General features: G+C 63.1%; 18 protein-coding genes. 7 read left to right on the top strand and 11 right to left on the bottom strand.

Going from position 1 to position 22,663, the window contains the following annotated elements:
• Window positions 1–36 precede the first annotated feature (36 nt).
• Window positions 37–1,038, top strand: a complete 1,002-nt coding sequence (gene selD / locus ACFVSI_RS01965; RefSeq protein WP_387819716.1) for a selenide, water dikinase SelD — start codon at window positions 37–39, stop codon at window positions 1,036–1,038.
• 10 nt (window positions 1,039–1,048) lie between these two features.
• Here selD and nrfD read toward each other — a convergent pair whose 3' ends face one another.
• Genes nrfD through fdh form a run of 3 tightly spaced genes read right to left on the bottom strand, consistent with a single transcriptional unit; the run spans window position 1,049 to window position 6,468 of the window.
• Window positions 1,049–2,140 carry an NrfD/PsrC family molybdoenzyme membrane anchor subunit gene (gene nrfD, locus ACFVSI_RS01960; RefSeq protein ID WP_387819352.1) on the bottom strand — a complete coding sequence of 364 codons (1,092 nt, stop codon included), beginning with the start codon at window positions 2,138–2,140 and terminating at the stop codon, window positions 1,049–1,051.
• Window positions 2,137–3,147, bottom strand: coding sequence for a 4Fe-4S dicluster domain-containing protein (locus ACFVSI_RS01955; protein ID WP_387819350.1), 1,011 nt, complete (start codon window positions 3,145–3,147; stop codon window positions 2,137–2,139). Before ACFVSI_RS01955 ends, nrfD begins: the two co-directional genes overlap by 4 nt.
• Entirely contained in the window at window positions 3,148–6,468 is a 3,321-nt protein-coding gene (fdh, locus tag ACFVSI_RS01950) for a formate dehydrogenase (RefSeq protein ID WP_387819348.1), read from the bottom strand. It lies immediately after the preceding gene.
• 224 nt (window positions 6,469–6,692) lie between these two features.
• On the opposite strand from fdh, the gene ACFVSI_RS01945 reads away from it, so the two are divergent.
• The 3 genes from ACFVSI_RS01945 (at window position 6,693) to ACFVSI_RS01935 (ending at window position 8,669) form a co-directional block, all read left to right on the top strand.
• The gene (locus ACFVSI_RS01945) at window positions 6,693–7,106 is read left to right on the top strand and encodes a rhodanese-like domain-containing protein (protein ID WP_387819346.1); all 414 of its coding nucleotides are present in this window, start codon (window positions 6,693–6,695) and stop codon (window positions 7,104–7,106) included.
• Between the two features lie 143 nt (window positions 7,107–7,249).
• Window positions 7,250–8,374, top strand: a complete 1,125-nt coding sequence (locus ACFVSI_RS01940) for a glycerophosphodiester phosphodiesterase (RefSeq protein WP_387819344.1) — start codon at window positions 7,250–7,252, stop codon at window positions 8,372–8,374.
• A 121-nt stretch (window positions 8,375–8,495) separates the two neighbouring features.
• Entirely contained in the window at window positions 8,496–8,669 is a 174-nt protein-coding gene (locus ACFVSI_RS01935) for a CsbD family protein (RefSeq protein ID WP_387819714.1), read from the top strand.
• 73 nt (window positions 8,670–8,742) lie between these two features.
• Here ACFVSI_RS01935 and ACFVSI_RS01930 read toward each other — a convergent pair whose 3' ends face one another.
• The 7 genes from ACFVSI_RS01930 to ACFVSI_RS01900 form a co-directional block, all read right to left on the bottom strand.
• Window positions 8,743–9,579, bottom strand: coding sequence for a hypothetical protein (locus ACFVSI_RS01930; protein ID WP_387819342.1), 837 nt, complete (start codon window positions 9,577–9,579; stop codon window positions 8,743–8,745).
• A gap of 49 nt (window positions 9,580–9,628) precedes the next feature.
• Entirely contained in the window at window positions 9,629–11,212 is a 1,584-nt protein-coding gene (locus ACFVSI_RS01925) for a carbohydrate-binding domain-containing protein (RefSeq protein WP_387819340.1), read from the bottom strand.
• Window positions 11,213–11,245: 33 nt separating this feature from the next.
• Entirely contained in the window at window positions 11,246–12,034 is a 789-nt protein-coding gene (locus ACFVSI_RS01920; protein ID WP_387819338.1) for a polyphosphate polymerase domain-containing protein, read from the bottom strand.
• A complete protein-coding gene (locus ACFVSI_RS01915; protein ID WP_387819336.1) occupies window positions 12,031–12,723 on the bottom strand; it encodes a DUF4956 domain-containing protein in 693 nt (230 codons plus the stop codon). The genes ACFVSI_RS01920 and ACFVSI_RS01915 overlap by 4 nt, the downstream gene beginning before the upstream one ends.
• Window positions 12,720–13,886, bottom strand: coding sequence for a GtrA family protein (locus ACFVSI_RS01910; protein ID WP_387819334.1), 1,167 nt, complete (start codon window positions 13,884–13,886; stop codon window positions 12,720–12,722). The genes ACFVSI_RS01915 and ACFVSI_RS01910 overlap by 4 nt, the downstream gene beginning before the upstream one ends.
• Window positions 13,887–13,888: 2 nt before the next feature.
• A complete protein-coding gene (locus tag ACFVSI_RS01905) occupies window positions 13,889–14,851 on the bottom strand; it encodes a phosphodiester glycosidase family protein (protein WP_387819332.1) in 963 nt (320 codons plus the stop codon).
• A gap of 98 nt (window positions 14,852–14,949) precedes the next feature.
• Entirely contained in the window at window positions 14,950–15,339 is a 390-nt protein-coding gene (locus ACFVSI_RS01900; protein ID WP_387819330.1) for a VOC family protein, read from the bottom strand.
• Between the two features lie 366 nt (window positions 15,340–15,705).
• Here ACFVSI_RS01900 and ACFVSI_RS01895 point away from each other — a divergent pair, with 366 nt between their 5' ends.
• The 3 genes from ACFVSI_RS01895 to ACFVSI_RS01885 all read left to right on the top strand — a co-directional run bounded on the left by ACFVSI_RS01895 (window position 15,706) and on the right by ACFVSI_RS01885 (window position 18,750).
• Window positions 15,706–16,290 carry a hypothetical protein gene (locus ACFVSI_RS01895; protein ID WP_387819328.1) on the top strand — a complete coding sequence of 195 codons (585 nt, stop codon included), beginning with the start codon at window positions 15,706–15,708 and terminating at the stop codon, window positions 16,288–16,290.
• A 393-nt stretch (window positions 16,291–16,683) separates the two neighbouring features.
• Window positions 16,684–17,613 carry a phosphotransferase family protein gene (locus ACFVSI_RS01890; protein ID WP_387819326.1) on the top strand — a complete coding sequence of 310 codons (930 nt, stop codon included), beginning with the start codon at window positions 16,684–16,686 and terminating at the stop codon, window positions 17,611–17,613.
• Window positions 17,614–17,760: 147 nt separating this feature from the next.
• Window positions 17,761–18,750, top strand: a complete 990-nt coding sequence (locus tag ACFVSI_RS01885; RefSeq protein ID WP_387819324.1) for a serine hydrolase — start codon at window positions 17,761–17,763, stop codon at window positions 18,748–18,750.
• Between the two features lie 73 nt (window positions 18,751–18,823).
• On the opposite strand, the gene ACFVSI_RS01880 is transcribed toward ACFVSI_RS01885, so the two are convergent.
• A complete protein-coding gene (locus ACFVSI_RS01880; RefSeq protein WP_387819322.1) occupies window positions 18,824–22,174 on the bottom strand; it encodes a galactose oxidase-like domain-containing protein in 3,351 nt (1,116 codons plus the stop codon).
• Between the last annotated feature and the right edge of the window lie 489 nt (window positions 22,175–22,663).

Below are 22,663 nucleotides of genomic sequence, written 5' to 3'. Positions count from 1 at the left end.
TACCCTGAACGGATGAATGAGACCCAGGCAACAATCATGGAATCCGATGGTGCCACCGAGCCCGCGATCCGTCTGACCGACTTCGCGCACGGCGGAGGCTGCGCCTGCAAGATCCCGCCTGGAGAACTCGAAGATGCGGTGCGCGGGCTGATCGGCCAGCCGGACGCGAAGGTCCTGGTCGGCCTGGACAATGGCGACAACGCGGCAGCGGTCCTCGTGCGCAACGATCTGGCGGTTCTGTCCACTGCTGATTTCTTCACCCCGGTGGTCAACGACGCCTTCGACTGGGGCCGGATTGCAGCCGCGAACGCCCTATCGGACATCTATGCCATGGGTGGGCAACCCGTCACGGCCATCAACTTGGTCGGCTGGCCCCGGGGCGTGCTGCCGATGGAATTGTTGACCGAAGTACTCCGCGGGGGCCTGAGTGTCGCGTCCCAAGCGGGGTGTCCCGTGCTGGGCGGCCATTCCATCGACGATCCCGAGCCTAAGTACGGTATGGCGGTGACCGGCGTCGCCCATCCGGACAGACTGCTCCGCAACGATGCCGCGCAGCCGGGGTTGCCCATCACTCTGACCAAGCCACTCGGCGTCGGACTCCTCAACAACCGCCACAAGAAGACGGGTGACGTTTTCGCGGAGGCGGTAGAGACGATGGCTGCCCTGAACCGCGAAGCGTCCGAAGCGGCGGTGGCCGCGGGTCTTCGGGCCGCCACCGATGTGACAGGTTTCGGATTGCTCGGCCATCTGCACAAGATGGTCCGCGCCTCTGGCGTTGGCGCGGTAATCGATCTGAAAGCGGTGCCACTCCTCGATGGTGCCCTGGAAGCACTGCGGGACGGCTTTGTATCCGGCGGCACCCGACGCAACCTCGAATGGGTTCAGCCGCATGTGGTGTCGGCGCCCGGCGTCACCGAGGACGATCTGCTGCTTCTGGCGGACGCACAGACTTCAGGTGGCCTGTTGGTGATCGGAGAACTGCCGGGGTACCCAGTGATCGGCCACACCACCGCAGGCCAAGGAATCGAGATCCGCTAGGGCGGCGGTTTCAGCTGCCGGTAGTGATGGCGTCGTTGGTTACTCCGGCAGCACGCCGGGCAGCCAAGCGGTTCTTTTGCGGTTCGATCGTGTAGCGCGGATCCCGTGCCGAGGCCAGGCCCGCCTCGAACACCCCGAACCGTGTAAGGGCCGAGGCGGCCAGCAACGCGAGCCCCGAAGCCGCGGCGACCGCGCGGTTGCGACCGGCCAGCAGCGCGCCGAGGCCACCGGCAACCGCCAGACGCTCGCTCCATGTGAGCATCGTCCCGGCTTTGCCCTGGTGCAGTGGCTCGGCCGCTACCGGGTCCATCCGCCGTTCCATCACCTTCATGGCTGCCACATCACCCAGGACGCCCAACACGGCAAGCTTCCTGGCGGGACCTGCCTCGTGTACGGGCGTGGTGACCATGGCAAGTCCGGCTGAGGCAAGGCAGGCCGAACTCACGAAGACAAACGGCAACTCCTCGTGCGCGGCGTTCCAGGTGGGCGTGGCGGTGTCGCCCAGAAGGACAGCCGTGTATGCCGCGAGCGGACCTGCAAACACTGCCGCCTCAAACCCGGCCGGTCCCTCAACTGCCCGCAGCACCGTCCGCAACGGACCCAAAGGCAGCTTGGACCCCGTCATCCGGTCAATCTCCGCTACCGCTGTGACGGCCGTACCCGCTGTGAACGCACTGAGGATCCAGGAACCAACGCTCATCGGCGAGGTCACCTTGAAGGTCCGCAGCATGTTCAGGAAGCGCTCGGGCCTGCCCAGGTCCTTCACCAACGCCACTGCGCCCACACTGATTGCAGCCAGAGCACCCAGCCGGGCATTCCGGCGCAGCATCGGGCGCCCGGTCAGTTGCCCACCAAGGCCAAGCAGGGCAGAACCCCCGGCGACGCCGCCAAGAAACAAGTAGACTGCAACGTCCTCGCCCCAAGGGGCTGGCTTAACCACGGGACGGCCATAGTAAGAGGTGAACTCCGCCTCGGGAACCATGGGCATTTCCCGTGAGCCGTCCCCATTGTCCCGACGACGGCGCGTGCCTGGTTTGGCGTCCTGACGCCGTCGGCGGGCAGGCTCTGTCGGCCGCACATTGTCGAATTCCGAAAGCGTCATGCACGTCCTCCCAGGAAGGCCACCACAGCCGCCGCCGCCATACCAGCTACGGCCATGCCGGCCCGCCGGTACATCTTCGGCAGATCAGCTGTCGGCACCCTGGGGTCCGGCGGAAGCCCATAGACTTCGGGTTCGTCCAGTAAGAGGAAGACCGATCCTGTTCCGCCAACGCCGTCGTTTTCATTGGCGCCGTACAGCCTGGCTTCCGTCAGGCCTTTGGAATGCAGCTCGGCCACTCGTTCCTTGGCTGTCTCCACCATGTCGTCGTGGTCGCCGAACTTGATGGAGGTCGTCGGGCATGCCTTGGCACAAGCGGGCGTCTCGTCGTCGACCAGCCGGTCGTAGCACAGGGTGCATTTCTGGGCGATGCCGGCATTCGGTACCGAGGGATGTCCGGCGTGCTGGTCGTCCCTGTTGGTTGCCACTTTGACCGTGCCGTTGCTTCGGCGTTCGATGACTCCGAACGGGCACCCCGCCACGCAGGTTCCACAGCCGTTGCACACGTCGTCCTGCACCACCACAGTCCCGAATTCAGTGCGGAACAGAGCTCCGGTGGGGCAGACATCAAGGCAACCCGCGTGCGTGCAGTGCTTGCACACATCGGAAGACATCAGCCACCGGAAATCTGCTGTGTCCGGCGGGCTGGTGTCCGCCTCGGCGAGGTCTATGTCCGCTGCCGCTGCAGGTGTCGGAGGACCGATCCTTGGCATCCCCAGGTTGACCAGGGCCCGGCCTGATTCGCGCGCTTCGACGATGCGATCCTGTCCCTGCTCGATGAAGGCGACATGCCGCCAGGTGTTGGCGCCAAGTGATCCGGTGTTGTCATAGGAGGATCCGAGCAGTTCGAGGTTTCCGTCCTGCGGATTGTGGTTCCACTCCTTACAGGCGACTTCGCAGGCCTTGCAGCCGATGCAGATCGATGTGTCCGTGAAGAACCCCTTGCGGGGATGGTTGTGCTCCCAGTGGGCATCGGTGGTGGGGTCGGTCGGTCCGGACAACTGGCCCATCTAGTCCTCCAACGTCGTTTCGGTAGCAGGGTCAATGCCTTCGGCCTCCGGGTCGGTGACGGCGGCGTTGCCGGTCGCGATGGTCACTCCGGCCCGCTGCCGGTACTCGGCAACCAAGGCAAGAAGGTCCTCTCCGCGCGGCCGGCGGCCCGGACGGATGTCGCAGGAGGCAACCTTCGATTCCTGGATCTGGACGTTCGGATCAAGGGTTACGCCCAGGAGGTCATTGGCCGCATCACCGCTGACAACGGCGTTGCTGCCGACACCCCAGTGGTAGGGCAGCCCGATCTGGTGCACCGTGTGGCCGCCGACTTTCAGCGGCGCCATCCGGTCGGTGACCAGCACCTTCGCCTCGATGGCGGAGCGCGGCGAAATGATCGTGGCCCAGCCATAAGGCTCCAGCCCCCGTTCAGCCGCCAATTCAGGTGAGACCTCGCAGAACATTTCCGGTTGCAGTTCGGACAGGTACGGCAACCACCGGCTCATCCCGCCCGCAGTATGGTGCTCGGTGAGGCGGTACGTGGTGAAGACGTAGGGGTAGACCTCCGCGCCGGATGTTCCCGCGCTCGGGGCACTGGGGTTATCGGCGCGGGGGAACACCAGCCGCGCGGGGTTTTGCTGCTGCGGGTAGAGCGCATTGGCCACCGGCGATTCCTGGGCCTCGTAGTGGGTGGGCAACGGCCCATCCAACAGGCCCTTGGGAGCAAACAGCCAGCCCTTGCCGTCGGCCTGCATGATGAAGGGATCGTCACCGCCCAGTGCTTCGGGACCACCCACGGAGGGATCAGGATGGCTGCCCGGAGCACGGTCGAGCGGGAAGTCGGGAACATCGTCACCGATCCATTTGCCCTGGTCCTGATCCCACCAGATGTATTTCTTGCGCTCGCTCCACGGTTTACCAGCGGGGTCCGCCGACGCGCGGTTGTAAAGGATCCTGCGGTTCGCCGGCCATGCCCAACCCCATTCCGAAGCGGCCGGACCCTGTTCCTGTCCTGGTTTACGGTTGGCGGCATGGTTGAAGCCGTCAGCGTACACACCGGTATAGATCCAGCAACCTGCCGCTGTGGAACCGTCGGCACGAAGTTCGGTGTAGGCGGAGAGGGGTTGTCCGGCGTCGGGCCCGGCGAGATGACTGCCGTTGATCTCCGCCAGTACCGCCTCCGCGTCCGGGTCGCCGTGCTCGTCCGTAGGATAGTCCCAGGTCAGGTCGAGCAGCGGCCGGTCCCGTTCGTCGTCGGAACCGGCAAGCTTCTCCCGAATTCGTTGGCCGAGCTCGAAGAAGAACTGAAGCTCGCTTTGGCACTCCCCTGGCGGCGCCACAGCCTGGTGCCGCCACTGAAGCAGCCGCTGGGTCTGCGTAAAGGACCCTGCCTTCTCCACATGTGTTGCTGCCGGCAGGAAGAACACTTCTGTTTCAATGTCCTCGGTCCGCAGCTCCCCGGATTCGATCTCGGGGCTGTCCTTCCACCAGGTCGCTGACTCAATGAGGTTCAGATCGCGAACCACCATCCACTTCAAATGCGCCATGGCCAAGCGCTGCATGCGGCCGTGGGCCGAGCCCACTGCCGGATTCTGTCCGAGCACGAAGTAGCCTTCCACGTCGTCCTCGAGCATGCCCATGACAGTCTCGTAGGTTCCGTGTGCTCCGGTCAGCCGGGGCAGGTAGTCATACGCCCAGTCGTTGTCCGCGCTCGCGGCCTCTCCCCACCAGGCCTTGAGCAGGCTGATGGTGTACGCGTCGGCGTTGGCCCAGTAACCCTTCTGCTGTTTGGAGCCGATGGTGGACAGATAGTCATCCAGCGTGTCGTGGCGGCCAGCGCTCGGCATGGGCAGATAACCGGGAAGCAGGTTGAACAGGGTGGGAATGTCAGTGGAGCCTTGGATGCTGGCATGGCCACGCAGGGCCATGATTCCACCGCCTGGGCGCCCCATGTTTCCCAGCAGCAGTTGCAGGATGGCGGCGGCGCGGATGAACTGCGCGCCCAGCGAGTGCTGTGTCCAACCGACGGCGTAGGCGAAGCAGGTGGTCCGGTCGCGTCCCGAGTTTTCCGTGATGGCACGGGCCAAATACTCGAAGTCCGCCACGCTGATGCCGCACACGTCCTGCACCATGTCCGCTGTGTACCGGGCATAATGCCGCTTCACGATCTGGAAGACGGTCCGGGGATCCTGCAAGGTGTCGTCGCGCTCAACCTCCGCGTGCTCCAGGGGCGGGCCGCCACTGCCATACGCGTGGCCCGCAGCCCGGTCGGTCGCATCGGCACCGTGTTCTGAACCGCCGCCTGGTTCGTCGATGGTTCCATCGCCCCGTTCGGAATATGCCCACGAGGACATGTCGTACGCACCCCTCTCCGGATCGAAGCCGGAGAACAGCCCGCCGAGGTCCTCTGCGTCGCGGTAATCGTGGTGCACCAATGTGGCGGCGTTGGTGTAGGCGCTGACGTACTCCTTGAACCAGAGGTCGTTGGAGAGGACGTAGTTGATCAGGGCACCCAGAAGTACCACATCGGAACCAGCCCGGATGGGGATGTGCTTGTCCGAGACGGCCGAAGTCCGCGTAAACCGTGGATCAACGTGGATGACCTTGGCTCCACGGGCCTTGGCCTCGGCAACCCACTGATAGCCGACGGGATGGCACTCGGCCATATTGGAACCCTGGATAACGATGCAGTCAGCGTTGGCCATGTCCTGCAGCGATTGCGTAGCACCGCCGCGTCCAAAGGAGGCTCCCAAACTGGGAACCGTGGCGGAGTGTCATATGCGGGCCTGGTTCTCTACCTGCACCGCCCCTGCAGCTGTGAACAGCTTCTTGATGAGGTAGTTTTCCTCGTTGTCCAAGGTGGCACCGCCCAAAGAGGCTATGCCCATGGTGCGGCGCAGCAGCCGGCCTTGGTCGTCGTGCTGTTGCCATGTCCGGCGGCGCGTCTCGATGAACCTGTCCGCGATCATCTCGACGGCGGTGCCGAGGTCCAGGCGCTCCCATTCGGTGGACTTCGGCGCACGGTAGAGCACTCTGGTCTGGCGGCCGGGAGAGTTAACCAGCTGTTCGCTGGCTGAGCCTTTGGGACACAAGCGGCCGCGGGAAATCGGCGAATCCGGATCGCCCTCAATCTGGATGACTTTCTCATCCTTGACATAGACCCGCTGTCCACACCCAACGGCGCAATAGGGACAGACGCTTTGCACCACTCGGTCGGCAGTAGCTGTTCGTGGTGTCGTTGCCTTGGTCTTGGCCGACGTCACCGCCGGCCCGCGGCCCAAGAGGTCGCCCGTACTCAGTTGACGGACGACCGGCCATTGAAGAAAACTTCGCGGCGCCATTTGTGGAGCATAACCCAAACCACTGCGGCAGCAACAGGACCACCGGTTCGTGTCCACCCCGGCGATGGCGGATGGACGACGGCGGGTGCGCGGCCGCCGTCGTCGGCTTCCTCTAAGGTGACGGGCGTCAGGGCGCCGTTCCCGGGAAGTACTCACCGCTGGCCGCATTTCTTTCGTTTAATGGTGGAAGGACCGACGAACCGGCAGCCACAGGGAGGAACATCATGACGCAACGGGACAGCACCGACGGCGGCCCTGGGTTCCTGACGATCGACCAACTGCTGGCTGAGAGCCGCATCGGGCTGCATCGTGTTCAACCGGCGGACTTGGAGCGGGTCGTCGAAGACGGCGCCCTTGTCGTTGACACACGACCGGTGGAGCAACGGGACCGCGACGGCGGGCTTCCTGGAGCGGTCATCATTGACCGGAACGTTCTCGAATGGCGGCTCGACCCCTCGAGCCCCCACCGCATCCCAACCGCTGGCGACGCATCCCGGCGGATCGTGATCGTCTGCAACGAGGGCTACAGTTCCAGCCTTGCCGCGCACACCTTGCAACGACTGGGGCTGCCCCATGCGACGGACCTCGTTGGCGGTTTCCAGGCCTGGGCGGCACTGAAGCGTACCGAATCCGACTAGCTCCGAAGGGCCGGTTCGGACGGACCCCACCTGCTCGTCACTTCGTGTTCACAAAGCCACACCCGGGCGTTAATTACCAGTCAGTAACACTTGGAGGGCGCTTCACAGCGCCCCCCTTCACAGACGAAAGACTGGATCCCCCCATGCCTCATTTCCAGGCAAAACACAGAATCATCCGACATGGCGACGCATACGCAAAGCTGCTGACCGCGGCTGCCATCACCGCCGGCCTCGCCCTGGGAACACCCCTCCCGGCCCAGGCTGCGGACACCAACCCCAACGGCACCGACAATCATTTCGACGTGCAGGCACACCGTGGCGGCATCGGACTGACCGTCGAATCGACGTTGGCCTCCTTCGCCAAGGGCATCGAGACAGGCGTCAGCACCCTGGAGATGGACCTGCAGATCACCAAGGACGGCCGCGAGGTCATCACGCATGACCGGAAGATCAGCGGCCAGAAGTGCAAGGACACCGCACCCGTTGTCCCGGGCGACCCTTCCTACCCCTACGTAGGCAAGTACATCAAGGACCTCACCTTCGACCAGGTCCGAAGCCTGGACTGCGGGTCCCAAACGCTGCCTCAGTTCCCGGGACAGCAAGCTTCTCCCGGCGCCAAGATGCCAACCCTGGCAGAGGTCTTCGACGTGGCCAACCGCTACCGGGCCAGCCAGGTCAAGTTCAATATCGAAACGAAGGTAGAGGCCGGCGCTCCTGAACAGACGGCCCCGCGTGAACAGTTCGTCGATGTCGCCCTGCGCGAAATCAACGCCGCACACATGGCTGAACGGGTCTCCATCGAGAGCTTCGACTGGGGTTCGCTGCGCCTGGTGAAGGAACGCCAGCCCGGCATCCGCACTGTGGCCCTGACGAACAAGGACTTCCTTCAGGCCGGACAGCCGGGCAAGTCGCCTTGGCTGGGCGGCATCGACGCGGACGACTTCGGCGGGGACCTGGTGGACGCTGCCGCTTCCCTTGGCTTCGACGCCGTCTCGCCCGTCCACGGCACACCGCAGAGCGGCACCGTCACGGATCCTGGCTATGTCCCCTACGTGACAGCCGCGATGGTGAATCGTGCCCACGCCAAGGGCATGCAGGTCATCCCGTGGACCGTCGATGACAAACCGACCATGCGCAAGCTCATGGACGACGGCGTCGACGGCATCATCACCGACTATCCGGACACGCTGCGGGAAGTCGTGGCGGAGCGGGGCCTGAAGCTGCCCAAGCAGTACACCCTGGAACCGGGCAATTCAGCTGCCGAATAGTACGTCAGCGCCCGTTAGGTGCCCTTGACTTCTGCCTCCAAGACTTGCCAACCGGATACTAAGCATGCTTAGTATGAAAGCAGGCCGAATGCGAACGGCTGCCAACCAGAGGAGGAACACCATGGGACTGGGCGACAAGATTGAGAACGCTGCCGAAAAGGCAGGCGGCAAGGGCAAGGAAGCTGCCGGCAACGCCACTGATGATGAGAGCCTGAAGGCTGAAGGCCAGGCCGATCAAGCCAAGGGCGATGTGAAGCAGGCCGGCGAGAAGGTCAAGGACGCTTTCAAGCACTGACCGAGGTTTGCGGGAAAGGCGCGCTCAGCGAACGGGGCGCGCCTTTTCGTGCCCGCGTGAGCGCCCGGCCGGATCAGTTGAAGGTGAAAAAGCTCCGTTCCTGGAGGTCGATCATGGCGGTCCGGAGCTCCGGGTTGTCATGCCAAGACGGCAATGCCCTGATGATGCTGGAACTGATGAAGTCGATCATCTCATTGATGGTAAAAAGTCCTACGCCTTGAGGGGACCAGCGCAGCTCGTTCGTGATCGGCGGGTTGTGGCTGGAACCCATGCCCGGCAGAGGGGTGGTATTCATTCCGAGTATTGGTACCACTCGCTGAACCCCCGGGAGGGTCATGAAGCGGCGGGCGCCGTCGACCAGGCCTTCATGGTTACGGCTGTAATATGCCTTGGGACCGAGGCCGTACCGGCCGTTCCCCTTTTGCGTCCACCGCAGGGAATCGCGGGGCCAGTAAAGGGCGTTGGGGTCGATCAGGTAAACGGTGGAGCCATGCAGGACAGCGTGCTCAATGGGGAACTTGGTGTTCAGGGGTTTCCGCGGTGTGCCGGGAGCCCGGAGTCGGTGGAAGACGGTGACCCCAGGGATCACGGTCAGCATATTGATAAGCGCTGCGCTCATCCAGATGTTGCTGACACTGCTGTCACCGCTTCCCCGGCCCCATGGGGAGGTAACTTGGCGGTCACCGTAGACGCGCTGCCCCGAGGCTGTAGCGCGGGTTTCATAACGGCTGTAGTCGGCGGTCCTCCATGCCCAGGTTTCCGGGTGGAAGTTGTACTTCGGCAGTTGCTTTTCGAGGCTGTAAGGGTCGGCAGCGCCGTGCTTTGCCAAGGTGATCCTCTCGTCAGTGCGGGCGCGGGAGTCCGTACGGGCAGCGGCTTTCACGGCCAGTTCCTCCGTCCATCCAACCATGTGGAGGAGTCCACCCCCATCCCGTTGCCAAGGACGGACTCCCCCGGATCTACCGGCGCCCGCCTGGGCCTTGCGATTGCGTGTACTGGCCCGCGGTCACCGTACCCATGGATTCTGCTCCTTCAATCGAACCAGTAGTCAGGCCCGCCTTGGCATCTGCTGTGCCGCCGGTGTAGATCGTATAGCTCTGGCCGTCCACGATTGCCGAGGACGAATAGACGAGTGAGGCGATGGTCTTGGTGGTCACGAAGGTGGCCACTACCTTGCCGGAGGAGTCGACAATGAGGATCGGCGTGTCGGCAGCCACGTTCGAGTTGAACGTCAGCTGGACGCCTGACTGGGTGGACGTTGTCCCGGGTGTGACTGCCATGCCTGCACTGCCGGATGCTGCGACGGTTCCGCCGGTAACGGTCAGGTCGCCGTTCACATCCAGTGCACCGTTGCCGTCGTTGGTGGGTCCGTTGACGACGACTGTGCCGCCCGAGATCGTGGCGCTGCCGTTGGAGTCAAGGCCATCACCTTCGGAGTTGACGGTGAGTGTTCCGCCGGAGACATCCACGGTGTAGTCCCCGACCTCCATGGAGCCTCCGCCCATGCCCCCGCCCGGGCTGCCCATGCCGCTGGTGTCGCCACCGGAAGATGATGCGCCTCCCGCAGCGTTAACGCCGTCATCGTTGGACGTCACCGTCGTGTCACCGCCGGAAATCACGATGTGCTGGGCTTCCAGCCCTTCCTCGGACTGGGACACCGCGACGGCTCCGCCGGAGATGGTGAGCGTGTTGTATGCCTTCACTCCGTCGTCGCCGGCTTTGACGTCCAGCATCCCGCCACTGACCAGCAACCAACCGCGGCCTTCGTCGGAATCGTTGTCGGATTTCACGCCGTCGTCACCGGCAGTCACGTCATACTTGCCGTCCAGCAGCGCGAGGTAGTCCTTGCCGCGGATTCCGTCATCCGCCGCCTCCACGCTGACATTGCCCGAGGCCAGGACCAGCCCGTCCTTGGACACAATGCCGTCCTTGTACTTTCCGTTGACGCTCAGGGAGCCTGAACCCGCGATGGTCAGGTCGGCCATGGAGAAGAGGGCGGCGTTAGGCGCGTCCTCGCCCTGGTCTGTATATGTGGTGGCGTCAGCCAAGGTGTTGCTGGTGGCGTCAGCCAAGGTGTTGCTGGTGCCGTCCTGCAGGTAAAGGATTGCCTCGTCGGCGCTTTGCACCACGAACGGCGAGCCTGTTGAGTTAGCCAACTCCACGCCGTCGAGGATGATCCGCACGGTGTCTGAATCACCGGCGGCCACCACGATCCTGCCGTCGGTCAATGAGCCGCTCAAGCGGTAGGTGCCGGCCGCACTGATGGTCACGGCATTGCCGTCCACAGCGACTCCTGTGGAGGACGACGACGTTACTTTACTGCCGCCGTCGGACAGGCTGACTTTCACCTCGGACGCGGCGTCCCACGTGAGGTCGTCGCTGTCGAAGTGGGTACTTTCGGCGATGGTGTCCGCGGTGACCACCTGCTGAACGGACGTTGTGTTGCCTGTGCCGGCTGACGTATTCGCTGCAGTTGAGCAGCCGGCCAGCGACACGGCGAGGGCGACGGCGGCGACGGACAGGCTGGTTCGGAGGGAGCGCATGGTGTGTTCCTAAACTGTGGGAAGGGTGGAAGGTCAGTTGGCCGGCCGCAATGGCAGGCGACGGCGGAGGGTCTGGTTCCAGCGGTTTGCCGGGAGTTCGGGGTGGAGGGCTGCCATGCCGGTGGCGAACTTCGAGATCCTGCAGGGGCGGACACCGTGGGCCCAGAGATGCTTGTCCAAGGGGCCCGGGGCTGAGCCGGATTTCGTTTCGACCACTACGGCGTTGTCCAGGACCCACGGTGTGCCGTCGGGCCGCTGCCAGGTGACGTCCGTATCGATCGTGGCGCGGCTTACGGATCCGGGGAGGTACAGGGTGGTGCGGTCATAGCGCGTGGACAGAACCGGTTCCAGGGGGCCAAATTCGACATCCCCTATCGCCGCCGCAAGCGTTTCATTGACGTACGCCAGTCCATCTTCCGTCAGCCTGTCCCGGTCACGGGGTTCATACGGAATCCGTTCCTTGACCGTGGCTTCGCGGGCTCCTTCGGTCTTCACTTCGAGGAAGCTCACACCGCTGTCCACGTAGGTCCGCGTCCGTACCTTGAACCGACGGCGCCTCCCGTGGGCCGCCAACATGTAGCTGTCCAACGTGGGCGTATCGAAGTACACCGAGTCGTATTCGAAGGTCCTGTTCCCATCCATCTCCAGCACCCGGGTATCGGTGCTGAAGCTTGCGAAGATGCGGCGGGCCGTGGCCGATGGCACCAGATACTTGCGGTCCACCCGGGTCAGCAACGCCGCTTCCGTGGTGAGCTCTTCGAGCCCGACGGCGGGAAGCTGGCTAAGGTGCGGGATAACGGGAGCCGTGTCCGGGCTACTCATGCGACGCCTGCCGGGGTGTACTGCTGGGATGCCGGGGCAGCCTGGGGCGCTTCCTGGGAAGCTAATTCGCGCGGTGCGGGAGCCAAGGCGCCGGACGGCCTGTCGAAGCCGAGCTGTGCGTTGGCGTCAACGTGCCGTGCCTGGCCGGGCCTGACGGCATAGCGGACATCCACGATCGTCTTGTCATTGACCAGGTCCAGTTCCTGGATGGTGGCCGAGTGGACGGTGCCGTTGAGGACCTCCTCCAACCGTGCAGTGAGTTGGTTCTCGTCGCTGATGGCCCGGTCCAGGACCACGGTTTGGTGGCGGTAGGCGGGAAGGACTGCGGGGTTGTCTCCAATGAACATGACCAGCAGGACCAGGGCCATGAGGGACAACGTGAGCCACAGTGGTTGGACACCGATGCCGGCGATCAAGCCCAGGGCAAGGGCGGAGAAGTAGTAGGCCACCTCGTGCTGGGCGAGCTCCGTAGAGCGGAGACGGATGATCGAGAGCACACCGAAGAGCCCCAGGCCAAGTCCGACGCCGGCAGCTGAGCCGGACAGTGCCGTGGCTACTGCGAGGACTCCCACGTTCATACCGAGGTAGGAAACCACCAAGTCACGGCGCCGGTGGCGGCGGAGGTAGAGGGCCAGGGTGAGGACAGTGATGGCGATGAGGTCCGCCGCTATGAGGATGATGGTGTTCATCGGATTCTCCGGAATCTGTTGGTGGGCTGGTTTCCACGATTCCCGGTGGTGCTGTGCTGAAACTGTGCCGGGACCAAGGCGGAGATATGACTTTCGACGGCGGCGGTGCGGCTTGCGCTCGCGGGTGCCGTTGGCGCATTCCGGACCCTTCCCGTAAAGAGGAAGCGCCGTTGGATGGCGTAGCTTACGCCGAGCAGGGCCAGCTCCGTGGCGAGCTTGGCGGGCAGCTCGGGCACGGCGAGGGAGGTCAGCGACCACATGATGGCGTAGTTGGCCGTGAGCAGGACCAGCACCAAAGCCACGTAGCCGGTGATCGCGGAACGGAGGGATCTTTCCTTGCCGTGTTCAAACACCAGGCTGCGGTTCACCATGAAGTTCACGGCTGCGCTGATGGCCCTGGCTCCAACCACCGCCAGCAGGAGGGAATCTGTCAGCGCGCTCAGGAGCAGGAACATCACCGTGTCCACCAGGAAGGCCGAGAACGATGATCCCAGGAACTTCAGCAAGGGAGCATAGATCCGGACCGAGTCGGCCACGGGCCTGAAATGGGATCCCGAGTTGTGGTCCAGGTAGACGGTGGCGATCTCCACGGTGTCTATGCCGTAGCCCGCCTGCTTGGCTTCAAGCAGCAGGTTGAGTTCGTACTCGTAGCGTTGGCCGCGGACGGTCAGCAGCCACGGAATCATGTCCGCCCTGTAGCCCCGGAGTCCTGTTTGCGTGTCCGGGACGCTTTGCCCTGTGGCCAGCTTGAACAGACAGCGCGTCACGGTGTTGCCGAACTTGCTCCTCGCAGGAACATCGCCTCCGAATGAACGGCAACCAAGGACCATGGACGCTGTGACGCCCCGGACACGGTCCGCCACGGCCAGGATGTCCGCCACGCCGTGCTGGCCGTCGCTGTCGGCACACACCACGTCATGGCCGGGGAACCGCCGGGCGATGAACTCGAAGCCGCTCTTAAGGGCGTGCCCCTTCCCGCCGTTCACGGCGTAACCGAGCACGTGGCACCCCAGGCGGGTAACGGCGTCGAACACGTCCTGGAAGGCGGGCCCGGAACCGTCATCAACCACAACGATGGTGGTCCACGGATCGGAGTCCCGAAGGTCGCGGACAAGGGAAATGAGCTGTTGGTCCGGCTCGTAGGCCGGTATCAGGATGATCATGGCTACTGGGCGATGTAGAGGATGTCAGAGGTGCCGCGCTCTTTGTTCTCGCCGAGCGGGTTGTTCACGAGCGATCCGTTGAAATACATGGTGGAGGAACCACCGCCGTCGATGTTGTATGCGGTGATGGCGCCCAGGTCCTTCATGATCTGCGCCAGGCCAGTCATGGTGACGCCGGCCGAATAACCGGGGCTGCGGCCGTCCACCACCACGAACACCAAGTGGTTTTGGTCGATCACCCCGACTGCCGTGCGCGGCTGCTCACCCTGAATGGAGTGGTTGCCGAAGTTGGTATCCACCTCCACGTCCTCGATCCCGGACGCGATCTCGCCATTGTTCAGTAGCGAAGGGCCGAAGGAGAGGGTGTTCCACGCGCCGTCCGCAATGAGCTGGTCCGCGGTGGTGGTGGTCTCGTCATAGACCTTGACGGTGCCGTCCTTGTAGAACGCGAGTCCCTGGCGCGCGCCCTCGTCACGGTAGACCACGCCATTCCGGATCACGATGCCCGTGTCCCGGAAACCGTAATAATCGCCGTTGATGGCAAAGATCGCGTCGTGGTCTTGGGCAATCGCGGACGTTGTCTCCGTGATGTTCTCACCATAGGTGTCCTTCGCGAACGCGGACTTCAGGGCAGTCGCGTCACTAAGTACGACGTCGGCAACATAGTAGGTGACGGTGCTGTCGCCGCTGCCGGTGGTCACCGTGGAGATGGTGACGCCGGTGTCACCCTGGGTGTAGCTGGTGTCCGTGACGACGGCGCTCGCCGAACTGTCCGAGGTGGTAGTGGTGCCAGCCTGGCTTGCCTCATATTCGGAAACATTGGTGATCTGGGCATGCGGGATGACGAAGCGGTCCAAGGCCCATGCGGCCGCACCTCCTGCGGAGAGGCTGACCGCCAGGACGGCGGAAACGACGGCGCGCCGGGTCCGGCCGCCCTTACGGTGTTGGGTCTGAGGAGGAGTCATGCCTCTTTTTTACGGAGGCAGGCTACGCCGGAGGTTTGCCTGACGTATGCGGGGGCTGTGAAGGATACTTCTTGGCTGTGAAACGTGGCGTTGCCAATTCAGACCGTTCCCGGCTCGTAGGACCCTGCGCTCCACTCACATCCCTGCGGATCAAGTACCCTGCACCTGCGTGAGCCCCACTCCGTGTCCTCGGGTTCAATCACGCCGGTGGCCCCGGCGTCCACCGCTCTGCTGTAGAAACGGTCGACATCTTCGGTCAGCAAGTACAGCCCCTGCCCCGTGGACCTGCCCACCAGGGGTGGCCGCTGATACTCGGCGTCGTCGCTTGCCACCATGATCACAGCCTTCCCGAACCGGACTTCGGCATGAATCACCGCCCCATCAGCTCCGTCTTGGCGCCGGACAACCGTGAAACCAACCTGCTTCAACCAGTCCAGCGCTGCAGGAGCATCTACATAACTGACGTAGGCAAACAACCTCGGGTCCATGAGGCGGATGCTACTCCAGTGCGGCTGAGCGGGCGAGCCTCCACATGCCTGCCGGGCATGTGCTTGAATCCGCCCGAGGTTGGCCGGCTTCCCGTGGTCGTTGATCTACGTTATGCGCACGGTGTGACCTGCCTGTCACTGTGGCAGTTGAATTTGTCATAAAAGTCTGGTGTTACTTGGAATAACTGAGAGAGGCCTGTCACGTGAAGCAGAAGTTAATCTTTTGTCACCGTTTACATCGTCCCTTGTCGCACACCTCCCCCACTGATACTCTTTCGCTGGCAGGACGCATGGGGGGTGCAGTCTTTTGGCTGCTCGAATAATTTGCAATTGGCAGAATTTACATAACTCGTCCCGAGGAAGAAAATGAAAAAGACCATCGCAACACTAATGCTTTCGGGAGTTGTTGTTTTCGCTGGCGTTACGCCGGCCGTGGCCAGCACCTACCCCGCGCCGGGCAACGAGCAAGGGACCGTTTCCGACGGCAACATTGACCGCGGTGAATCCATCACCTTTTCCGGCACCGGATACTTCCAGGGCGAGACCGTCAACGTCACCTTCGAGAAGAGGGGCGGCCCCAAGGGCAGCGCTCCGGCGAACTTCAGCGTTGTGGCCGACAGCAAGGGCACCATCTCCACCAGCATCACCTTTGAAAACGCTGGCCAATACCAGATCGTTGCTACCGGGGCCAGGTCGGGCAATGTTCGCTCCGCACGGGTCGGCGTCAACAACGGCAACCACGGGCGCGGCAACAACGGCAATGGAAAGGGCGGGACCAATCTGGTTTCCGTGTCCAGCGTTACTGACGCCGGCACTGCGGCTACGCCGACAAACACGGCCGCCGAACCAGGCCTGATCGCATGGGCGCTGGTGGGCGCCAGCGTCCTGGCAGCAGGCACCGCATCAGTGGTGGTCGCGCGCAGGCGTGCAGGTCTCAACGCCCCTAAGTAGTAACAAGCCATGAGGGCAGGGTGGGTGTTTCCTTGGGGGGACATCCACCCTTCTGCACGGTGATATTTTTTAAGTATTGTGCGTTATAGCCTGGCAAATTTTAAATATAAGCCACCCGCATTTGTGCGCCGTAAATACTGTCAATTTATTTCGAGCTTGTAAAGTACGCAGAGTAACGCGGTGCACCTGTCCCTGTGCAACGTATGGTCGACGCGGCGCAGCTGCGGTTGACTGTCCGGTTCCGGAAGAAACTTTCGTGAATCAACGTTCATTCAGCACTTCCCACGTAACATCACGTCGCTGGCTCCAAGCAGGAGTTGTTGTTGGGCCATCGGAACCCGACGTCACACTAGTTCGATGCACCGACCAACCTCCAGCGCCTAGGCTTAGTAGGTGGACTTTTCCCATTTGGGCGCGCCGATCGGGCCGATGACTCGCGTCCAAGGCGGGTTCGCCAACCGGATGTACCGGCTCGACACGGTTCAGGGGTCGTTTGCTGTTAAGGCGCTGAACCTCGACAACCGGCGTGGAACCTATCCTATGGAGGACGTGTTCAGGTTTGAGCGGACAGCCTTCGCTGCCGGCATTCCAATGCCGGAGCCGATCTCGGCCGGCCACGATATCATCGTTCACCGCTGGGTCGACGGCGAGAAAGTGCCTGAAGCGCCGGTGCCGGCGTCGTACGCGTTTGAGATAGGTGCGATCCTCGCGCGCACCCATTCACTCCACAGTCCTTGGAACCATCAGCCAATCCCGGACCACTCACCGAGGGACTGGTCCTTGCTGGCAAAGCGGGCGAAAGCAACGGGACAGCCCTGGGCCGAAGAGCTCTCCTCTCACGTCGAGACCTTCCTCGCGATCACCAACTTCGTCGACACCTGCCGACTTCCAGGTCCTGTCGTGCTGACCCACAGGGACATCCAGCCATGGAACTTGCTGGCTCAAGACGGGCGGCCGGTGGTGCTCGACTGGGAGCTCTCGGGGATGCTCGACCTTTCCGGTGAACTTGGCTCGACCGCACTGTCCCTCGCGAAGGGACCAGGCTTGGACGGGATCAAGCCCGAAATTTTCCATTCGGTTCTCGACGGCTACGTCACAGCCGGGGGTGCTCTGCCACCGCCGGGTCCAAGCTGGTTCGCCTACGTGATCAGCGCGTGGCTGGCGCACACGAGGTGGAACATCCTCAGGTGCCTCGACGGTGTCGAGACGATCACTGGCCCCGACCTCGCGTTGTCGCATGAGACCGTGAAGAACGGGGTCCATGGCCTCCCTGAGCTGTTCGACCGGCTTCCGGAGCTCGAGGCGCTGCTCCTGCGGCACTGACCTACGTTGTTGCTGGATCAGCCCCCGCATTCGACGCCGAGGCCCACCTTCACGGACGAGGTTCCCGGCTCGTATCCAATTCGGAGCTGATCACAAAAACAGTTGAATCAAAGCTGCGGCATAGGTTCCACTCTTAGCGTTGCGGACGTGGACGAAAGCAACCTGGAGCAGCCTGAGCCAAAGACCTGCACGATCGGCCGTGCCCGCCGCCGTTCGCGCGCCATTCACCGAAAACGTGCGCTCTTCATAGGGGCTTGCGCGCTCCTTCTGGCCATGGCGGTGCCGGTCAGCGTCCACGCTGCGACCCAGGCCCGCGCTACGTCCAACGCCGCATCGAAGACGACTTCGGTGCAACAATCGCCTCCACCCGCGGCAGCTCTTTCACTGCCGACAGCTGCGCCCTCTGCGCAAGGGGTGACAGCGGCCGACTCGATCAATGACCCGACCCTGGAGCGCGAAATCAACGACGTTATCGACGCCTACCCGCAATATCAGATCGGGGTGGCGCTCCTGGATGTGACAGGCGGGGGTGAGGACAAGGAAGTCCACGATTACGGTGTCGAGGAACCCTTCGAGGCGGCGAGCACCGCCAAGGTACTGGCAGCCGAAGCGTATTACCACCTTGTTGAAACCGGTGCGGCATCACTCGACGAGCCACTGGGAGCCTATCCGGCATCCTTTCAACTGCAGGCAATGATCCAGCAGAGCGACAACGACTCCTGGTCACTGATCATGGAAGCCATCGGCTTCCAGGAGCTGAGCGATTACGCGGACTCCTTGGGCGTGCAATACGACCCGGAAACGAACACCCTTACCCCAGCGGACATGGCACACGTCCTCGGCCGGCTCTACTCAGGGAGCCTGCTCAACGCCAAAGATACAACGCGATTATTGTCCACGATGCAGAACACCAACGATGAAACACTCATCCCGGCCGCGGTCCCCGCAGACGTCACGGTCTACCACAAGTACGGGGAGCTCGGCGGGGAGCTGCACGATGCCGCGATATTGGACAAGGGTGGCCACGCAGTTGCCTTGGTTGTCTACACCAAGGGTGAAGACATAGGCAGCGTTACAGAACGCACCAACATCATCCACAAAGTGACGCAGGTCGTGGCGGCCGCCCTGTTCCAGTAGGAGAGCCTGAAAACGGTTTAGGCCTTACTTCATTCGCTTGGCAGCTCACGGCTGAACGCGGACGCGCCCAAGGCTAGGGTGCCGCAGGAACTTCAATAATGGCGAGGTTCCAACGGTCCGTTGTTGGGGACGTGTCGTTGATGGTCACGGACGTCCCGTTCGTGGGTGTGGCGGAGTTCTGTCGTTGGACCCAGTAGGTGTCTCCCGCTGGCGCCAGGAACTGGTCGACGAGTATTTGGTTCGACCCAGGCGTGCGCGCTATGGGGTTGGACCAGTCCGTACCGACGCCCCATACCCAGGAGCCGGCCCTCGTCGTGGTGAGAGTGGCAGTTGGTGCTCCTGAGGAGGCATTCGCACCCAATGTTGCACCCGTGGTGCTGTCCGCCCCGCGGAAGGCGACCACGGTCATGGCGGCTTGCCAGCTGCCCGAGGCCTGTGTGGCCGTGACGGTCACGTTGGACAGCGGGCCCGGGGCGACGGCTTGCCAGATCTCGGCAGTGCCTGGCTGCGTGTTGGATCTTTGCCGCAGCGTCCAGGTGAGCCCGCCGCCGGTCACGGTGGCGATCCGGGCAGAACCTGCTGAGTTCGGCCCGTCCGAACTGATGAAAGCAAGGAGAAGTTCGTTGGAGCCGGTGGTCGTCACGCCAGGGGCGCTGATCGTCGTCGTGCTGGTGCCTTGGTGGACCGAGACCATCTTGTCGACCGTGACGCCGGGAGGCGCTGCGACGGCTTGCGCCGAGGCACTGTTCGACGGCGGGCTGACGTTGCCTGCCGCGTCAAGGGCTGCGACTGTGTAGGTGTAAGTCGTCCCGGCGACCACCGAGCCGTCAGAGTAGCTGGAAGATGGCGAGGTCCCGATCAAGGCTCCGTCGCGGGTAACCCGGTAGGAGGTGACACCCACGTTGTCTGTACTGGCCGTCCACGTCAGAGCGATCTGCCCGGCAGAAGCCGAGGCAACCAGGCCCGTGGGAGCCGTTGGAGGGGTGGTGTCCTGACCCGGCACCGGCAACCTGATCATTCCAGCCGTGGAGGGAACACCATTGCCGTCTACGATAGAGAGCAGGTAGTACCCGGGAGGGGCGTAGTTGCCGTTGACAGGCATTTGGACGTTGAGGCCGCCGGCGGCCTGGGAGAAGTTCAGGTTCATGGCCCGGGCGTTCTCGTCGAAGGCGTGGGTCACGGATCCTGTCTTGATCAGTGACACGGATTGAATCCGGGACGCATCCGGTGTTCCAATGAACGCCGTCGAACCGTATTGTGCGCTGCCCGGCACGCTGGAGATGCTCGGCCGCGGTCCTTTGAAGAGGTACGGCGGTGAGTAGATCTGGTAGCTCTTCTGGTCTGTGACCCCTTCGTCCCCGCCGCTGCCGGAGACGAAGACCCGACCGTCCGGGAGCAAAACGGCAACCGAATGGTACAGGCGGGGAACAGACATCGGCGCCATGGTGCTCCACGTTCCCGATGACGGTTGCCACAGCTCGGCCTGCATCACGGCTTTGGTGACATCCTGACCCGATTTGTCAGTGCCTCCTCCTGTAGCAAGAACTGTGCCATCGGGCAGGTTGGTCAAGTTCACGAAGCTACGGGGAAACGCCATTGCTGCCGTCGCCTGCCATGCCGGGCTTTGCGAATTCATATCCAGGGTGTAGGCGGTGTTGGTGGACAGGCCCGTGAATCCACTGTCGGAAGCGGATCCTGCCTTGATGAATTTGCCCGGAGCGAAGTTCGCGATAGAGGCGCCGTCCAGGACACGGGAGTCCACGGTGGTCCATTGCTGCGTCGACACATTCAGCGCCAGGGTCGAGGTGGCTTGTTCGGACGCCCCTGACTGGAGGACACGGCCATCAGGCAGCTGATACATGAAGGGGTAGTACGGGATTGTCCGGCTCGCACCCGTCAAGTCGGTCCACGAGTTCGTGGTGGGCGAATAGATCTCCGGGATGGGCACGAGGTCGGACAAGTTGGTGTTCGAACCGGAGGTCACCAAAACGCGCCCGTCGGCCAACGTCGTCGCTGTTGGATACCACCGCGGGTGGTTCATGGGCGCCAGGGTTTGCCAGGTTTCCGAGGCAGGGTCGAAGGCAGTCACAGTGCGGATACCCAGCCCGCCGCTTGTTGAGGTCCCGCCGACAACGAGGATGCGGCCGTCGGGCAGGACCGCTTGACCTGCGCAGAAGAGGTCGGCGGCAGCGCTCGGCACCTGGATGTAGTTGCCTGTCGCGGGATCAAGCAGGTACTGCTGGCCGCCTTGGGAGAAGTCGCCCTGCCAGGTGAGAACTTTCCCGGTCGGTGTCAGGGCAGCGTGAATGGACACCTCCGGCCACGCCACGACAGGACCCCACGAGCCGACTACCGCCGGGTCCGTGCCGGAACCGCCGCCCGCGGTGGTGAAGGTCGCGTCCGCCGAGACAGCAACATTGCTTGCAGCATCAGCGGATTTCACCCGGTAGTGGTAAAGGGTGCCTACCGAGAGCCCGGCCAGAGGCTCCGAGTGCGCGGTCTGAAGCGTCGAGTTTTGAACCGTGCTCTGGCCATATGCAGTGGTGGTGCCGTATTCCACTTGCGAGGTGGAATTTTCGTCCGTGGTCCAGGTGATGGTTGCTCCACTGGCACCGGGCGTGCCGGCAGACACAGCGGAGATCACGGGTGCGGTGGTGTCCCCTGTTGCCGCAGACGCCGGAAGAATTTCAATGACGGAGAGGTTCCATTGGTCAGACGTAGGCGCCGTGTCGTTGATCGTCACGACGGTGGGAGGTGCCGCCGTCGTTATTGCGCTCTGGCGCTGGACCCAGAACGTATCGCCTTGGCTCGAGAGGAATTCGTCGACCTTCGCCTGTCCGGTGCCGGCAGTGCGGGCGGTGGCCCTGTCCCAGTCATTTCCCAATCCCCACACCCATGAGCCGGCACGTGTTGTCGTCAGGGAAGCGCTGGGAGCCCCTGTGGCGGCGTTACCTGTTCCAACAGCGCCGTCAATGCCCAGGTCCGCGCCGACAAAGGTCGCCACCGTCATCGACGATTGGTAGGCACCCGAGTTGGTGGCCGTGACATTAACGTTCGTCAGCACGGTCGGTGCCACGGCCTGCCAAATCTCCGCTGTGCCGTACTGGGCATTGGTCCGTTTGCGCAATCGCCAGGAGAGGCCTCCACCTGAAACCGACGAGAAGGAGGCTGCTCCGGTGGCTTTCGGTCCGTCGGATGAGAGGAAGACAAGAAGGAGTTCGTTCGTCTGGCTTGTCGTGAAGGCGGGCGAGACGATTCGCGTCGAGGCGGCACTTTGATGCGTGCTGACAATCCGGTCTGTGGCCAAAGGAACGGCTGCCGCGGCGGGCGCGGCCGCCGGGAGCAGAGTCATGATGGACCCGGCGACTGCAAGGGAGAAGCTCGCAAGGAGTATGAGGGCACGTGAAGAAACGATGCGTTGCATGACTGGTCCTTCGATTCGAATGGCCGTCCAAGGCCAGAATCCGCAGGTATGGAAAACCAAGGCGCCACATTCGACAAACGAACATGGTCTCGTCGCTCGGCGACAAAGAAGGACGGAAACTCAGCAGACTCCCACTGGCCGCCCAGCACAGGGAATGCCCGCAGGCAAAGCTACTGCTTCAGGACGCCTGATGATGGACTATTACGAACACGGTGATCTCCTCACAGTCCTGCAGAGAAACGCATCACCCATTGGGCGGAGACCATGCGTTGGTTAGGCGGTACGGGTGAACCCTGACGGCGGCACTTATGCCGTCCGAAACGCCGGGCCGGATTCGGCGGCTGATGGACCAGACCATCCTCGGTGCGGCTTGGGCACGCAGAGAAGGGTAATCGCCCGGGAGCTTATCCCCGTCACGACCCGCTGGCACGGTCAAGTCCACACTCGAAGAATAACCGGTCCTGAGGTGTCCCATCAACGAAAATCGCC

It is taken from the genome of Paenarthrobacter sp. NPDC057981, from assembly GCF_042886835.1.
Classification (GTDB): Bacteria; Actinomycetota; Actinomycetes; order Actinomycetales; family Micrococcaceae; genus Arthrobacter.
Note: the sequence above shows the minus strand (reverse complement) of the source record. Positions and strands in the feature narration are given on the sequence as shown.

Bases quoted from the DNA above. Each gene is read 5' to 3' on its own strand.
- ACFVSI_RS01880 (WP_387819322.1), bottom strand. From the start codon at position 22,174: ATGCAACGCATCGTTTCTTCACGTGCCCTCATACTCCTTGCGAGCTTC.
- ACFVSI_RS01920 (WP_387819338.1), bottom strand. From the start codon at position 12,034: ATGAGTAGCCCGGACACGGCTCCCGTTATCCCGCACCTTAGCCAGCTT.
- ACFVSI_RS01955 (WP_387819350.1), bottom strand. From the start codon at position 3,147: ATGGGCCAGTTGTCCGGACCGACCGACCCCACCACCGATGCCCACTGG.
- nrfD (WP_387819352.1), bottom strand. From the start codon at position 2,140: ATGACGCTTTCGGAATTCGACAATGTGCGGCCGACAGAGCCTGCCCGC.
- ACFVSI_RS01930 (WP_387819342.1), bottom strand. From the start codon at position 9,579: ATGGTTGGATGGACGGAGGAACTGGCCGTGAAAGCCGCTGCCCGTACG.
- ACFVSI_RS01910 (WP_387819334.1), bottom strand. From the start codon at position 13,886: ATGATCATCCTGATACCGGCCTACGAGCCGGACCAACAGCTCATTTCC.
- ACFVSI_RS01940 (WP_387819344.1), top strand. From the start codon at position 7,250: ATGCCTCATTTCCAGGCAAAACACAGAATCATCCGACATGGCGACGCA.
- ACFVSI_RS01900 (WP_387819330.1), bottom strand. From the start codon at position 15,339: ATGGACCCGAGGTTGTTTGCCTACGTCAGTTATGTAGATGCTCCTGCA.
- ACFVSI_RS01895 (WP_387819328.1), top strand. From the start codon at position 15,706: ATGAAAAAGACCATCGCAACACTAATGCTTTCGGGAGTTGTTGTTTTC.
- selD (WP_387819716.1), top strand. From the start codon at position 37: ATGGAATCCGATGGTGCCACCGAGCCCGCGATCCGTCTGACCGACTTC.
- ACFVSI_RS01915 (WP_387819336.1), bottom strand. From the start codon at position 12,723: ATGAACACCATCATCCTCATAGCGGCGGACCTCATCGCCATCACTGTC.
- ACFVSI_RS01935 (WP_387819714.1), top strand. From the start codon at position 8,496: ATGGGACTGGGCGACAAGATTGAGAACGCTGCCGAAAAGGCAGGCGGC.
- ACFVSI_RS01905 (WP_387819332.1), bottom strand. From the start codon at position 14,851: ATGACTCCTCCTCAGACCCAACACCGTAAGGGCGGCCGGACCCGGCGC.
- ACFVSI_RS01945 (WP_387819346.1), top strand. From the start codon at position 6,693: ATGACGCAACGGGACAGCACCGACGGCGGCCCTGGGTTCCTGACGATC.
- ACFVSI_RS01925 (WP_387819340.1), bottom strand. From the start codon at position 11,212: ATGCGCTCCCTCCGAACCAGCCTGTCCGTCGCCGCCGTCGCCCTCGCC.